Source organism: Pseudoxanthomonas sp. OG2 (genome assembly GCF_014192765.1).
Classification (GTDB): Bacteria; Pseudomonadota; Gammaproteobacteria; order Xanthomonadales; family Xanthomonadaceae; genus Pseudoxanthomonas_A; species Pseudoxanthomonas_A beigongshangi.
Genome location: NZ_JACHYM010000001.1, coordinates 2583430 through 2597223, shown reverse-complemented (window position 1 = coordinate 2597223; position 13794 = coordinate 2583430). Strand labels below are relative to the sequence as shown.

14 protein-coding genes are annotated in these 13794 nt (G+C 68.1%); 9 read left to right on the top strand and 5 right to left on the bottom strand.

Annotation, left to right across the window (positions count from 1 at the left end):
• Positions 1-167 precede the first annotated feature (167 nt).
• Together FHW78_RS11845 and FHW78_RS11840 are read left to right on the top strand one after the other, a co-directional pair.
• On the top strand, positions 168-1115 hold the full coding sequence (locus tag FHW78_RS11845) for a DegV family protein (RefSeq protein WP_183640532.1): 948 nt from the start codon (positions 168-170) through the stop codon (positions 1113-1115).
• A 75-nt stretch (positions 1116-1190) separates the two neighbouring features.
• A complete protein-coding gene (locus FHW78_RS11840) occupies positions 1191-1535 on the top strand; it encodes a hypothetical protein (RefSeq protein ID WP_141454454.1) in 345 nt (114 codons plus the stop codon).
• Between the two features lie 28 nt (positions 1536-1563).
• Here the strand turns inward: FHW78_RS11840 and fghA are convergent, their stop codons facing one another.
• The 3 genes from fghA to FHW78_RS11825 form a co-directional block, all read right to left on the bottom strand.
• The gene (fghA, locus tag FHW78_RS11835; RefSeq protein WP_183640529.1) at positions 1564-2394 is read right to left on the bottom strand and encodes an S-formylglutathione hydrolase; all 831 of its coding nucleotides are present in this window, start codon (positions 2392-2394) and stop codon (positions 1564-1566) included.
• Positions 2395-2412: 18 nt separating this feature from the next.
• On the bottom strand, positions 2413-3522 hold the full coding sequence (locus FHW78_RS11830) for an S-(hydroxymethyl)glutathione dehydrogenase/class III alcohol dehydrogenase (protein ID WP_183640526.1): 1110 nt from the start codon (positions 3520-3522) through the stop codon (positions 2413-2415).
• Positions 3523-3602: 80 nt separating this feature from the next.
• Positions 3603-3878 carry a metal/formaldehyde-sensitive transcriptional repressor gene (locus tag FHW78_RS11825; protein ID WP_183640523.1) on the bottom strand — a complete coding sequence of 92 codons (276 nt, stop codon included), beginning with the start codon at positions 3876-3878 and terminating at the stop codon, positions 3603-3605.
• Between the two features lie 262 nt (positions 3879-4140).
• Between FHW78_RS11825 and FHW78_RS11820 the strand changes: the two genes are divergently transcribed.
• Positions 4141-5301, top strand: coding sequence for a helix-turn-helix transcriptional regulator (locus tag FHW78_RS11820; RefSeq protein WP_183640521.1), 1161 nt, complete (start codon positions 4141-4143; stop codon positions 5299-5301).
• Between the two features lie 88 nt (positions 5302-5389).
• On the top strand, positions 5390-7078 hold the full coding sequence (locus tag FHW78_RS11815; RefSeq protein ID WP_183640518.1) for a serine hydrolase domain-containing protein: 1689 nt from the start codon (positions 5390-5392) through the stop codon (positions 7076-7078).
• Between the two features lie 52 nt (positions 7079-7130).
• On the opposite strand, the gene FHW78_RS11810 is transcribed toward FHW78_RS11815, so the two are convergent.
• Positions 7131-8495, bottom strand: a complete 1365-nt coding sequence (locus tag FHW78_RS11810) for a glutamate--cysteine ligase (RefSeq protein WP_183640515.1) — start codon at positions 8493-8495, stop codon at positions 7131-7133.
• Between the two features lie 178 nt (positions 8496-8673).
• On the opposite strand from FHW78_RS11810, the gene FHW78_RS11805 reads away from it, so the two are divergent.
• From FHW78_RS11805 to FHW78_RS11795, 3 genes are all read left to right on the top strand, one after another.
• Entirely contained in the window at positions 8674-9387 is a 714-nt protein-coding gene (locus FHW78_RS11805) for a VIT family protein (RefSeq protein ID WP_183640513.1), read from the top strand.
• A 15-nt stretch (positions 9388-9402) separates the two neighbouring features.
• Positions 9403-10236 (top strand): AraC family transcriptional regulator, encoded by an 834-nt coding sequence (locus tag FHW78_RS11800; RefSeq protein ID WP_183640510.1) that lies wholly within the window; start codon positions 9403-9405, stop codon positions 10234-10236.
• Between the two features lie 98 nt (positions 10237-10334).
• The gene (locus FHW78_RS11795; RefSeq protein ID WP_183640507.1) at positions 10335-11327 is read left to right on the top strand and encodes an MBL fold metallo-hydrolase; all 993 of its coding nucleotides are present in this window, start codon (positions 10335-10337) and stop codon (positions 11325-11327) included.
• 34 nt (positions 11328-11361) lie between these two features.
• On the opposite strand, the gene yihA is transcribed toward FHW78_RS11795, so the two are convergent.
• Positions 11362-11964 (bottom strand): ribosome biogenesis GTP-binding protein YihA/YsxC, encoded by a 603-nt coding sequence (gene yihA, locus FHW78_RS11790; protein ID WP_183640504.1) that lies wholly within the window; start codon positions 11962-11964, stop codon positions 11362-11364.
• A gap of 174 nt (positions 11965-12138) precedes the next feature.
• On the opposite strand from yihA, the gene FHW78_RS11785 reads away from it, so the two are divergent.
• Together FHW78_RS11785 and FHW78_RS11780 are read left to right on the top strand one after the other, a co-directional pair.
• Entirely contained in the window at positions 12139-12930 is a 792-nt protein-coding gene (locus tag FHW78_RS11785; protein WP_183640501.1) for a c-type cytochrome, read from the top strand.
• A gap of 101 nt (positions 12931-13031) precedes the next feature.
• The gene (locus FHW78_RS11780; RefSeq protein WP_255443202.1) at positions 13032-13694 is read left to right on the top strand and encodes a thiol:disulfide interchange protein DsbA/DsbL; all 663 of its coding nucleotides are present in this window, start codon (positions 13032-13034) and stop codon (positions 13692-13694) included.
• The last annotated feature ends 100 nt before the right edge of the window (positions 13695-13794 follow it).

Sequence of the window (13794 nt, the reverse complement as noted above, 5' to 3'; positions counted from 1 at the left end):
TTAGTCATGAGTCTCTGATGAGACCTGTCTGTAATCTCGTTTCTAGTGTGACGACACCCGCCATATAGTGACCGCTCGCACAATCCCACTTCCGGGACGCGACGCGGCGGACCGCTTGCGCTAGCGTGCGATGGCTGACAATGCGATACCTGCCGGGAGGGGCAAAGATGCGCATCGGAATCGTCGTCGACTCCGCCTGTGATTTACCGCAGGATTTCCTGCGCGACAACAACATCATCCTGCTGCCGATCACCGTGCGCATCGGTGACGCCGTACTGACCGATCACCGCGACGAGGAAGCGACGCTCAGCTTCCTCCATGCGCACGTGGCCGAGCGCGGGCACGAGGCCGAGACGACGCCATTCTCCGTCGCCCAGATCCGGGATCTGTTCCTGGGCAAGCTGGTGATGGACTACGACCACGTGTTCTGCCTGACCATCACCCGCACGCGCAGCCCGATCCACGACAACGCGATGCAGGCCAGCTTTGCCATCCTCAACGATTACAAGCCGGTGCGGCAGGCGGCGGGTTTCAACTCGCCGTTCGCGCTGCGGGTTATCGATACCCAGAACCTGTTCGCCGCGCAGGGCGTCACCGCGGTGGAAGCGGTGCGCATGCGCGCGGCCGGCGCCAGCGTGCAACAGATCCGGGTGCGCCTGGAGGAACTGGCCAACCACACCCACGGCTACATGATTCCCCGCGATCTGTATTACCTGCGGGCGCGGGCGCGGACCAAGGGCGATCGCAGCGTCGGCCTGCTCAGCGCCGCGCTGGGCAGCGCGCTGGACATCAAGCCGGTGCTGCATGGGCATGCCGGCAACACCGAGCCGGTCGCCAAGATCAAGGGATTCGACAACGCGGTCGAGCAGCTGTTCCGGTTTACCGGCCATCGGGTGATGGACGGCCTGATGACACCCACCGTGTGCCTGGGCTACGGCGGTGAACTGGCGGAGATGCGTTCCCTGCCCGGCTACCAGCGCCTGCGCGACATCTGCGCCAACCACAACGTCGAGGTGTTCGAGAGCGTCATGAGCCTGACCGGCATGGTCAACGTCGGCAAGGGTGCGATGGTGGTGGGGTTCGCCTCCGAACCGCACGTGTTCAAGCCGGCTTAAGCCTGCGTCGCCGTCGTAACGGACAGCTAACGCTCGGGATCGCTAACCTTAGCCACCCAAGGACGAGAGGCTCGTATGGCCGTGCGTTATTACATCAGCCTGCCCGACCCCGACCGCGCCCGCGGTGGCGATCCGGCACTCAGTTTCACCGCTCACGGCGCCGACGAATTCGCGGCGCAATTGCAGTCGGCGCTGCAGAGCGATGGCCTGTTCCAGCGCTGGCGGCTGAAGCAGGACGACCCCGATGACGTCGATCCCGGACTGGGACTGACCGATCCCGGCGCCCGCGTTTCCGGCCAGCAGGACGATCTGCGGATCGTGCTGGTGGCGACCACCTCCATTCCCGGTCAGGTGCTGAAGCACCGCCTGCGCCTGCTGTCCGGCAGCGCCTGGGAACTGCGCGACGTCTCGGCCGCCTGACGGCGGCCGCTGTCGACTCCGGCGGGCCTCAGGCCCGCAATGCCGCCGCGTGGTGGGCGATGTGCTCGCCGATGAAGCTGGCGATGAAGTAGTAGCTGTGATCGTATCCCGGCCGCATCCGCAGCCTCAGCGGATACCCGGCCCGGTCGCAGGCGTCCCGCAGCAGTTGCGGCTTCAGCTGGCCATCCAGGAACTCGTCCGCCTCGCCCTGATCGATCAGCAGCGGCAGGCGTTCGCTGGCATGCCCGACCAGTTCGCTCGCATCCCAGCCTTTCCAGGCCTCGCGGTCCTCGCCCAGATAGGCGGTGAACGCCTTCTCGCCCCAGGGTGCGCGCGCCGGCGCGACGATCGGCGAGAACGCCGACACGCTGCGATACCGGCCCGGGTTCTTCAGCGCCACGATCAGCGCGCCGTGCCCGCCCATCGAGTGCCCGCTGATCCCGCGCGCGCCGGTCGCCGGAAAGTGCGCCTCGATCAGCGCCGGCAGCTCTTCCACGACGTAGTCGTACATGCGGTAGTGGGATGACCACGGCGACTGCGTGGCATTGAGGTAGAAACCCGCGCCCTTGCCCAGGTCATAGCCTTCCGCGTCGGCGACGTCATCGCCGCGCGGGCTGGTGTCCGGCGCCACCAGGATCACGCCATGTTCGGCGGCGTAGCGTTGCGCGCCGGCCTTGGTGATGAAGTTCTGCTCGGTGCAGGTCAGCCCGGACAGCCAGTACAGCACCGGCAGGCGCTGGGTCTTCGCCTGCGGCGGCAGGTACACGCCGACCCGCATGTCGCAGTCCAGCACCGTCGAGCGGTGGGCCCAGACTTCCTGCGAGCCGCCGAAGCAGGCGTGTTGTTCGATGCGTTGCATGTGTTCGCCTTTCCGGAATCAGTAATGGACCACCGAACGAATCGACTTGCCCTCGTGCATCAGGTCGAACGCTTCGTTGATGGCATCCAGTGCCATGGTGTGGGTGACGAACGGCGCCAGTTCGATGTCGCCCTTCATCGCGTCCTCGACCATGCCCGGCAACTGGCTGCGTCCCTTCACGCCGCCGAAGGCGGTGCCCATCCATTTGCGGCCGGTGACCAACTGGAACGGACGGGTGGAGATTTCCTGGCCGGCGCCGGCCACGCCGATGATCACCGACTGGCCCCAGCCGCGGTGCGCGCATTCCAGCGCGGCCCGCATCACGTTGACGTTGCCGATGCACTCGAAGCTGTGATCGACGCCCCAACCGGTCATCTCGACGATCACCTGCTGGATCGGTTTGTCGAAGTCCTTCGGGTTGACGCAGTCGGTGGCGCCGAATTCACGCGCCAGCTCGAACTTGGACGGGTTGGTGTCGATCGCGATGATGCGCCCGGCCTTGGCCTGGCGGGCACCCTGGATCACGGCCAGGCCGATGCCGCCGAGTCCGAACACCGCGACCGAGTCGCCGGACTGCACCTTGGCCGTGTTATGCACCGCGCCGATCCCGGTGGTCACGCCGCAGCCGAGCAGGCAGACATGTTCCGGGTTGGCCTCTGGGTTGATCTTCGCCAGCGAGACCTCCGCCACCACGGTGTACTCGCTGAAGGTCGAGCAGCCCATGTAGTGGTAGATCGGTTCGCCGTTGTAGCTGAAGCGGCTGGTGCCGTCGGGCATCACGCCCTTGCCCTGGGTGGCGCGCACCGATACGCACAGGTTGGTCTTGCCGCTCTTGCAGAACAGGCACTCGCCGCATTCGGCGGTGTACAGCGGAATCACGTGGTCGCCCGGCTTGACGCTGGTCACCCCCTCGCCCACTTCCACCACGATGCCGGCGCCTTCATGGCCGAGCACCACCGGGAACAACCCTTCCGGATCATCGCCGGACAGGGTGAACGCATCGGTGTGGCAGACGCCGGTGTGGGTGATCTTGATCAGCACCTCGCCCTTCCGCGGCGGGGCGACGTCGATCTCGACGATTTCCAGTGGCTTGCCGGGAGCGAAGGCGACGGCGGCACGGCTTTTCATGGGGATTCTCCTGCGTATTCCTGGGATGACGGCACGACGGTGCGGACGAGGACACGAATCCGTGCCATCGTCCGGCGGATTCATTTCAGATAGGAGCGCACCAGCCCGGCCATTTCACGGACCTGGGCCTGGCGCTGCGCGTCGGACTGGGCCGGCTGGCCGAACTCCTCGCGGATGTGGGCTTCCATCACCTCCGACATCAGCCCGTTGACCGCGCCACGGATCGCGGCGATCTGCTGCAACACCGCACCGCACTCGGTACCGGCCTCCAGCGCGCGTTCCAGCGCCTCGGCCTGGCCGCGGATGCGCCGCACCCGGGTCAGCACCCGCTTCTTCTCGATCTCGGTGTGGGGCATGGCCGCCTCCTATCCAATACTGGGGTATGGTATCCGAGCGACTGCCCGGATTGAAAGGCTCGATGACCGCTCCACGGCTCCCCGCAGATCAAAGGAGCATGAATCGGGATCGATTGGTGGAGACCGGCACCCGCTTGTAGCATTCCCATGACGATCGCCCCTCGCGCGGTCCGGCACCCCGTGCTTGTCTATAGTGGCGTTGGTTCCGAATGCCCTCCTGCCCGCGAAGATGGCGTCACCCCTGCTCCCCCCACTCGGCGTGATGACCGCTGGCCTGTGCCTGCTGCTGGCGCTGTTCCTGTGGGTGACGCCGGGGCCGTTGAAGTCCGCCAACCGTTTCCTCGGTGGCTTCCTGCTGCTGACCGGGTTGGACGTGATCGGCTGGGCCTCGACGCTGCTGCCTGTGTCGCTGCGCGAATTGATGATGTACCGCGCGCCACTGGCGTTCCTGCAGGATCCGCTGCTTTACGCCTACGTCGTCTCGCTGTGCTTTCCCGGGAGCAGGGTGCGTCCCTTCCTGTTGGCCGGCCTGGCGCTGGCGGGCACGATGATGCTCGCGCTGCTTTGGACCGGCGCCCTGTCCGATGGCAGGGCCGCAACGGTCTCGGTCGCACGCATCGGCAGCCTGCTCCTGCACGTGCAGTACTACGTCTACCTGGCGCTGATGGTGCGGGTGCTGCTGCGCTACCGCCGCGCCTATCGCGACACCTGCTCGAACCCGGACAGCGCGACCTTCGGCTGGCTCGCGACGCTGCTGGCAGTGTCCGCGTTCGCGAATTTCTTCGTGCTGCAGAAGACCCTGGCCTGGTGGAGCGGCGACATCGCGCTGTACCGGCTGCTGGATCCGGTGGTCGCCAGCTTCGCCACCGTGATCACCTGCGCCTTCACCCTGACCGCGCTGACCCGCCAGCACCTGTTCCTGGGGGTGCCGGCCGACACCGAATCCGCCGCCGATGCAGCGCCTGCGCCACCGGACCCGGCCGTGGCCGTGGTCGCGCCGCAATCCGCTTCCCTGACTGCGGTCGGGGAACCCGCGCCGGCCGTGTCCACCGACCCGGCGGCGCTGGCGCGGCTCGAAGCCTTCATGGCCGCGCAGGAACCGTTCCTGGATCCCTCCCTGACCATCCGCTCGCTGGCCCGCCGCCTGGGCTGGGGCCAGCGCGAGCTGTCGCAACTGCTCAACCAGCAACTGGGCGTGCACTTCTTCGATTTCATCAACCGGCATCGGGTGGCCAAGGCCGCCGAGCTTCTGCGCGATCCGGCCCTGCGTGACCTGACGGTGCTGGACATCGCGCACCGCGCCGGCTTCAACAGCAAGTCGTCCTTCAACACCGCATTCGCCCGCCATCAGGGCACCACGCCGACCGCGTACCGCCGGGAAGCCAATGCGACGGCCTCGCCGCCGCTGCGACCGACCCCATAGCGCATCGGTCGTCCGACTTCGCGAAGTCGGTCGATGCTGACGGCCCCCGGCCGGCATCGTCGGCGCCTCATCTGCGAAGGAGCCACCGATGCGGCGTTTCCTGTTCCTGCTGTTGCTGGCCTGGCCGGCGTTTCAGGACGCGCGGGCGCAGGCGGCCCCGCCCCCCCACTCCGCCCCGGCGACCGAGGCGGCGGTGCGTGCCCTGCTGGCTCCCTGGGACCGTCCCGGCATGCCCGGCGTGGCCGTCTCGATCACCCTGGACGGCCGGATCGTCCAGCACGCCGAGGTCGGCTCCGCCGATCTGGAGCAGGCCACGCCGGTCACCCCGGATTCGGTCTTCCACGTCGCCTCGGTTTCCAAGCAGTTCACCGCCTTCGCGATCCTGCTGCTGGAACAGGATGGCAAGCTATCCATCGACGATCCGCTCTCGCGCCATCTGCCGGAAACCGCCGACTGGGCGCCGATGACCCTGCGGCAACTGCTCAACCACACCGCCGGCCTGCGCGACTTCGGCACCCTGATGCCCGCGGCCGGCTGGCGCGAGGAGGATCTGCTCACCGATGAGCAGGTCCTGCGGATGGTGCTGCGCCAGCGCGGCGGCAACTTCGCGCCTGGCAGCCGGTACCAGTACAACAACACCGGCTATGCGCTGCTGGGCGAAGTGGTGCGGCGGGTCTCGGGTCAGTCGCTGCGGGCGTTCTGCGACGAGCGCATCTTCCAGCCGCTGGGCATGCGCGACACGCGCTTCGGCGACGAAATCGACGATCGGGTGCCGCATCGGGTGCCGTCCTGGCGATCGACGAAGGACGGCTACGTCCGCGACGTGCTGAACAGCACCACCACCGGCTCCACCGGCCTGCTGACCACCGCCGCCGATCTCAGCCGCTGGGCGCTGAATTTCGAGACCCACGCCGTCGGCAACGCCGCGCTGTTCACGCGCATGCGGGAGCAGGGCGTGCTGGTGGACGGCACCGTCAACTTCTATGCGCTCGGCCAGGAACGCCATGCCTGGAACGGCCTGGATACCTGGAGCCACGGCGGCCGCGACGCGGGCTACCGCGCTTTCCTGCTGCGCGTGCCCGGCGAGCGCTTCAGCGTGGCGGTAGTGGCCAACGCCAACGATGTCGACACCTCGGAAATCGCCTACGGCGTCGCCGCAGCCTACCTGTCGCATCGCCCCGGTTACCTCGTGTCGTCAACGGACAAAAGCGGGCCGGGCCGCCGCCAGCTCGCGGCGTATGCCGGCGACTACGAACTGTTCCCGGGCTACTTCTTCCGCGTCACCAGCGACGGTCGCCGCCTGTTTGTCGCCACGCTCGACGATCCCGATCCGGAGGCGTTGCCCGCGTTGTCGGCCAACCGCTTCCTGTTGAGTGAAAAATTCAATCAGGTGCTGGAATTTCCCACCGGGGGAAAGGGCCGGCCTGACCGGTTGCATTTCGTCATCGGCCAATACGGCCGGATCGACGCCCTTCGAGTGAAGCTGGCGGCGTTCGATCCCGCCAGCGCGCGCGCCGGCGAGTTCGCCGGTCGCTATCACAGCGACGAACTGGACACGGACTACGTGCTGACGGTCGAAGGCGACCAACTGCGCATCCATCACCCGCGCTGGCCAACGGCCACGCTGCAACCCTACCAGCGCGATCTGTTCCGCAGCTCGGCGTGGTTCCTGCAGAAGATCGCGTTCCAGCGCGACGGCGCCGGACGCGTGACCGGTTTCCTGCTGTCGGGCCCGGTCGCGGAGAACATCATCTTCAAGCGGTTCCCTGAACGCTGAGCAGTGCCAGCACGCATGCCGCCGGACGATTCCAGGCGCTGGCGGCGGTGGCTCAGTAGGCGAACTCGCGGAACACCGGATCGACGCTGCCGTTCCATTCGCCGGCGAACAGCTTGAGCTTGCGCTCGGCCGGCGTCTCGTTGGATTCCACGATTTCGATCAGCGCGTCGAGGAAGCCACTTTCGTCCACACCCTTGCTGTTCACGCACGCGCGGCGGCGCAGGCCGGCGACCGCGATCTTCAGCGCCTCGGCGGCGACGTCGCGCACCGTGCCTCCGCGGAACGGCAGCTTCAGCGCGTCGCGCGGCACGCCGTCTCGCAGGGCATGGCGCTCGACCAGGCTGAAGTCCTTCACCAGATCCCAGGCCGCGTCCAGCGCCGTGTCGTCATACAGCAGGCCCACCCAGAACGCCGGCAACGCACACAGGCGATTCCACGGGCCGCCGTCGGCGCCGCGCATCTCCAGGAACTTCTTCAGCCGCACTTCCGGGAACGCGGTGGTCATGTGATCCGACCAGTCGCGCAGGGTCGGCAGCGCGCCCGGCAGCACCGGCAGCTCGCCCTTGAGGAAGTCGCGGAAGCTCTGCCCGCTGGCGTCGTGGTAGATGCCGTCGCGGTAACTGAAATACATCGGCACGTCGAGCAGATAGTCGACGTAGCGTTCGTAGCCGAAACCGTCCTCGAACACGAAGTCGAGCATGCCGGTGCGATCCGGATCGGTATCGGTCCAGATGTGCGAGCGATAGCTCTGGTAACCGTTCGGCTTGCCCTCGGTGAACGGCGAATCGGCGAACAGCGCGGTGGCGATCGGCTGCAACGCCAGCGACACGCGGAACTTCTTCACCATGTCCGCTTCGCTGGCGTAATCCAGGTTGACCTGCACGGTGCAGGTGCGGGTCATCATGTCCAGGCCGAGCGAACCGACCTTGGGCATGTACGACTTCATGATCTTGTAGCGGCCCTTGGGCATCCACGGCATTTCGTCGCGCCGCCACTTGGGCTGGAAGCCCATGCCGAGGAAACCCAGCCGCAGTTCATCGGCGACTTCCTTGACTTCCTTCAGGTGGGTGCCGACTTCGACGCAGGTCTGGTGGATGGTTTCCAGCGCGGCGCCGGAAAGCTCCAACTGGCCGGCCGGTTCCAGGGTGACCGAGGCGCCGTCGCGGGTCAGCGCGATCACCCGGCCCTTTTCCTCGACCGCTTCCCAGCCGAACCGGGTCAGGCCCTTCAGCAGCGCCTCGATGCCGCGCTCGCCGTCGAATTCCGGCGGACGCAGATCGTCCAGGCGGAAACCGAACTTCTCGTGCTCGGTGCCGATGCGCCAGTCCGCGCGTGGTTTCTCGCCACCGGCGATGTACTGCACGAGCTGCGTGCGATCGGTGATCAGCGTATCGGCGACGTGGCTGGGGCTGGACAAAGGCGGACTCGCACGGCAGGGAACGACGATGTGGGGCTGCGGCGCAGGCGCCACAAGGGCGGCAATATAGCGTGCCGCCCGTCCCGGCATCATCGCCATCGCCCACATCGCAGTGTTCCGCACCTGTGCTGGCCGCTCCCGGCTCGACCCCGCGTGGCGCGGAGGCTACCCTGCCGCCATGCCTCGCCGCCCGCTTCCCACCAGCCGCCATCCCGAACTCCACCGCACCAACCGGGTCGGCTGGCTGCGCGCGGCGGTCCTGGGAGCCAACGACGGCATCGTCTCGGTGGCCGGCATCGTGGTCGGCGTGGCCGCCAGCGGCGCGGCGCCCGAAACCATCCTGATGACCGGCGTCGCCGGCGTGGTCGCCGGCGCGATGTCGATGGCGGCCGGCGAATATGTGTCCGTGCAGTCACAAGCCGACACCGAAGCGGCGGATCTCGCCATCGAGAAACGCGAACTGCATGCCGAGCCCGGGCTCGAACTCGCCGAGCTCACCCAGATCTACGTGCAGCGCGGACTCGAACCCGCGCTCGCCCGCCAGGTCGCCGAACAGCTCACCGCCCATGACGCGCTGGCCGCGCATGCGCGCGACGAACTGGGCATCACCGAGGAATTGCGCGCGCGTCCGTTGCAGGCGGCGCTGGCCTCGGCCGCCGCCTTCACCGCGGGCGCGGCGGTACCGATCGTCGCGTCAGTGCTGGCGCCAGCGGATCGGGTCGCGGCGGTGACCACCGCCGTCACCCTCGTCGGCCTGCTGGTATCCGGCGGCCTCGCCGCGCGCATCGGCGGCGCGCCGGTGCTGCGCGGCGCGTGGCGGGTCGGCTTCTGGGGCGCGGTGGCGATGGCGGCGGCGGCGCTGGTGGGCCGATTGTTCAATGTCGCCGTGTAATCCATCGCCTTGCCGATGAATGCGGTCGTCGCCCCCGGTCCCTCCCTGCTCGTGCGTCTCGGCGCGCTGGTCGACTGCACGCGCGCGGAAGGCTACGCCTGCATCACCGCGCGCCACGAGCACGGCGCGCATGCGGTGGACATCGATCATCCCTGCATCGCGATCGTGCTGCGCGGTCGCAAGCAGGTGCGCACGCATGCGCAGGCGCTGGAATTCGCACCCGGCGATCTGTTCCTGATCGCGCGCCGCTGCCGGATGGACGTGGTCAACATTCCCGACCCGGACAGCGGCCTCTACCTGACGGTCACGATTCCGCTGTGCGAGGAAGTGCTCGCCGCCGCGCGCCTGCTGTGGTCCGAACCGATCACCGGCCGGGGCGACGATCTCGCGCGCCTGGACAGCGCCGATTTCGCACCGGAGCTGCAGCATTGGCTGGCGTCTTTGCAGGCCGGTCACTACACCGAGGCGCGGCTGGCGCTGGCCGCGCTGACCGTGGCGCTGTGCCGGCGCGGACACACGACCATGCTGGTGCCCCCGCCCCCACGCCTGGCGATGCGGATTCGCGATCTGATCCGCGCCGATCCCGCCCGCGATTGGCAGTCGCAGCACATCGAAACCACGCTCGGCCTGAGCGGCGCGACCCTGCGTCGGCGCCTGGCCGGCGAAGGTACCGGGCTGCGCGAGATCATCGCCGCCGCGCGCCTGGCCTGCGCGATGGATCTGCTCTACACCACCGACTGGCCGGTGAAGACGGTCGCGGCACGGGTCGGTTACCGCTCGGTCGCCAGCTTCAGTCGTCGCTTCAGCGAACGCTACGGCCTGGATCCCGCGCGCATCGGCAATGCCTGAACCGCATTGAGCGTTTGACGCCACGGATTGAGCGTTGCGCTCGCTGGCGCCGACCTAGGATGAAGTCTCCGCGGCGACGCCGCTTCGATTCTTCCCCCATGGCTTCCATCCGCTTGCATCCCCGTCTTTTCCCGCTGGCCTCGGTCGCCCTTTTGGCCACGCTCGCCCTGCCCGCCGGCGCGCAGACCGCGCCCGCCCGGCAGGTGCCCGGCGTCTACCACCAGGCCATCGGCGACCTGCATGTCACCGCGCTGTTCGACGGCGTGGTGCCGCTGGCGCGCACGGAGCTGTCCGGGATCGACGAGGCCGGCAAGCAGGCGCTGCTGTCCTCCCGCCACGTTCCCGAATCTCCGCAAGGCCTGCAGACCGCGGTCAACGCCTATCTGGTCCAGCGTGGCGACGTGCTGACCCTAGTGGATGCCGGCACCGCGCAATGCTTCGGACCGGGCCTGGGCCATGTGCTGGAAAACCTGCGCCATGCCGGCTATTCACCGGAGCAAGTCGATCAGGTGCTGATCACCCATGCGCATCCGGATCACCTGTGCGGACTGCTCGATGCGCAGGGGCGCGAGGCGTTCCCGAACGCGACCGTCTGGCTGGCGCGCGCCGACGCCGACTACTGGCTGGATCCGGCGACCGAGACCCGCACCGACACACCGGCGATGTATCGCCCGTTGTTCAAGATGGCGCGTGATGCGGTGGCGCCCTATCGCGCCGCCGGCCGGCTGCACCTGTTCGCGCAAGGCGAACGGCTGCCCGCCGGCGTGAGCGGCCTGGATTCGCACGGACACACGCCGGGCCATACCTCGTTTCTGCTCGAGGCCGGCGCGGACCAGCAGTTGCTGGTCTGGGGCGACATCGTCCATTACCACGCGGTGCAGTTCGCGCGCCCGGACGCTTCCTTCGAGGCGGATCTGGATCGCGGCCAGGCGATCGCCAGCCGCCGCGCGCTCATGGCCCGGACCGCCGACGCCGGCTGGTGGCTGGCGGGCGCGCACCTTCCCTTTCCGGGATTGGGGCATGTCCGTCGCGACGACGACGCCTTCGCCTGGGTGCCGGCGGAGTTCTCGCCGCTGCCTGGCGAACCGTGATCGGAAGGCCCGGTGGTTGCCGGGCCGGCGCGCGCTAGGCCAGTTCCAGCCAGTCCATGACCACCTGGCGCGCCTCGTCCACGCCCTGCTTGGACTCGGAGGAGAACACCTGCACGCCGACACTGTCGCCGAAGGCGGAGAACAGCTCCTTCTTCACCGCCTGCAGGGTCTGCGACTGCTGGCCGCGGCCGAGCTTGTCGGCCTTGGTCAGCAGCGCGTGCGCCGGCAGCCCGCGCTGCACCGCATAGCCCAGCATCTGCCGGTCGTAGTCCTTGAGCGGATGGCGGATGTCCATCACCACCACCAGGCCCTTGAGCGCGTCGCGGCGCTGGAAGTAGTCCTGGATGAAGGCTTGCCAGTGCGCCTGAAGTTCCTGCGGCACCTTGGCGTAGCCGTAGCCCGGCAGATCCACCAGATGGCGGTCCGGCTGGACCTCGAAAAACACCAGTTGCTGGGTCCGGCCCGGCGTCTTGGACACCCGGGCCAGCGCGTTGTGGCGGGTCAGCGCGTTCAGTGCGCTGGACTTGCCGGCGTTGGAACGGCCGGCGAAAGCCACTTCCCGGCCGCTATCGGGCGGGAGCTGGCGGAAATTGTGCGCCGAGAGCAGGTAGCGGGCGGAATTGAGCAGGTTCGACATGCCACTAGGATGGCATGGGCGGGCCGCGGACTGGGCCGCCGGACGGCGATCGCGGCCCGGATCCGCCGTTCCGGCGCATCCGAATTGACCGCGGAGCCCCCCCGCAGGGATAATTCCGGGGTTTCGCGGCCGCCATGGGGCGCCGCTTCTTGAAGGTTTTCGGAGCTTTAGCACATGCGCCACGCTCGCGTTTGGGGACTTGCAGGACTGGCCATTGCGGCCGTTGGGGCGGTTGCCTATGCACAGACCACGGTCGTACCGGTGCCGGACAATGCGCCGGTGGAGACCGCGTCGCTGGATGTTGATCTGACCAAGACCACCTGGGGCGACGCCAAGGCCGGCCAGACCAAGGCCGCCGCCTGCGCCGCCTGCCATGGCGCCGACGGCAACCCGACCGATCCGCAGTACCCGCGCATCGCCGGCCAGAGCGAGCGCTACATCGCCCGCCAGCTGGCGCTGTTCGCCGATGGCCAGCGCACCGGTGGCCTGGCCGCGGTGATGGTGCCGTTCGCCCAGACCCTCAGCGCGCAGGACATGCGCGATGTCGGCGCCTACTTCGCCACCCAGAAGGCCGGTGCCGGCCTGGCCGACGATTCGGTCGTCGCCGACGGCGTCTACAAGGACATGAAGTTCTACGAGATCGGCCAGAAGCTCTACCGCACCGGCGACGCCAGCCGCGGCGTTCCGGCCTGCATGGCCTGCCACGGCCCCACCGGCGCCGGCAATCCGGGCCCGGCCTATCCGCACATCGGCGGCCAGCAGCAGGCCTACGTGGTCCGCCGCCTGCAGGAGTACCAGGCGGGCACGACCACCGAGAAGGATCCCACCCATTTCAACACCATGGCGCAGGTCGTCCACTCGCTGACCGAGCAGGAAATCCAGGCACTGGGCAGCTATCTGCAGGGCCTGCACGACCGCGCCGACGACGAGGCCGCCGCGAAGACCACGACCGCCAAGAAGTCGTGAACTTCGCCGCTTCGTCGCGGTCCTGATTCACAGCTCCTGTTCATTGCGCCGGCCCCACCATGGCCGGCGTTTCTTTTTCCAGCGCCCGTGGAGGAAACCCCATGAAGACCCGCCTGACCCTGCGCCTCGTGTTGTCGGCGCTGTTCTCGCTGTTCTCGCTGTTGCCGATGCTGGCGCTGGCCGCCGACGCACCGGCACCGAAGGAAGGCGTGGACTACGAGGTCATTCCCGACGGCAAGCCGTTCGCGCCGGTCAAGGGCAAGGTCGAAGTGGCGGAGGTGTTCTCCTACGCCTGCATCCATTGCGCCCATTTCGAACCCAAGGTGCAGGCCTGGAAGCGCAAGCAGGGCCCGGCCGTGCAACTGGTGCAGGTACCGGCGGCGCTGTCCTCCTCCTGGGTGCCGTATGCGCGCGCCTACTACGCCGCCGAAATGAGCGGCGTGCTGGGCAAGACCCACGCGGCGGTGTTCGCGGCGCTGCACGAAACCGGCGCGCTGCCGATGAACAATCCCTCGGCCGATGAACTGGTCACGTTCTATGCCGGCTACGGCGTGGACCGCGCGCGCTTCAATGCGCTGCTGCGCGGCCCGGAAGTGGACGCGCGGCTGGAGAAAGCGCGTGCCTTCGCCATGGCCAGCGGCGTGCGCGGCACGCCCACGCTGGTCGTCAACGGCAAGTACCGCGTCACCGGCGGCAGCACCTACGACGACGTGCTGCGCATCACCGATTGGCTGGTCGCCCGCGAGCGCGGCGCCCGCAAGTAACGTAATGCGGGTGACACCATCTCGCCCGCGGCACAGAATGTGCGGTCCCTTTGCGGGCCTCGGCGCCCGCCCCCGAACCTTTCCCATGCTGGAGTCAGTG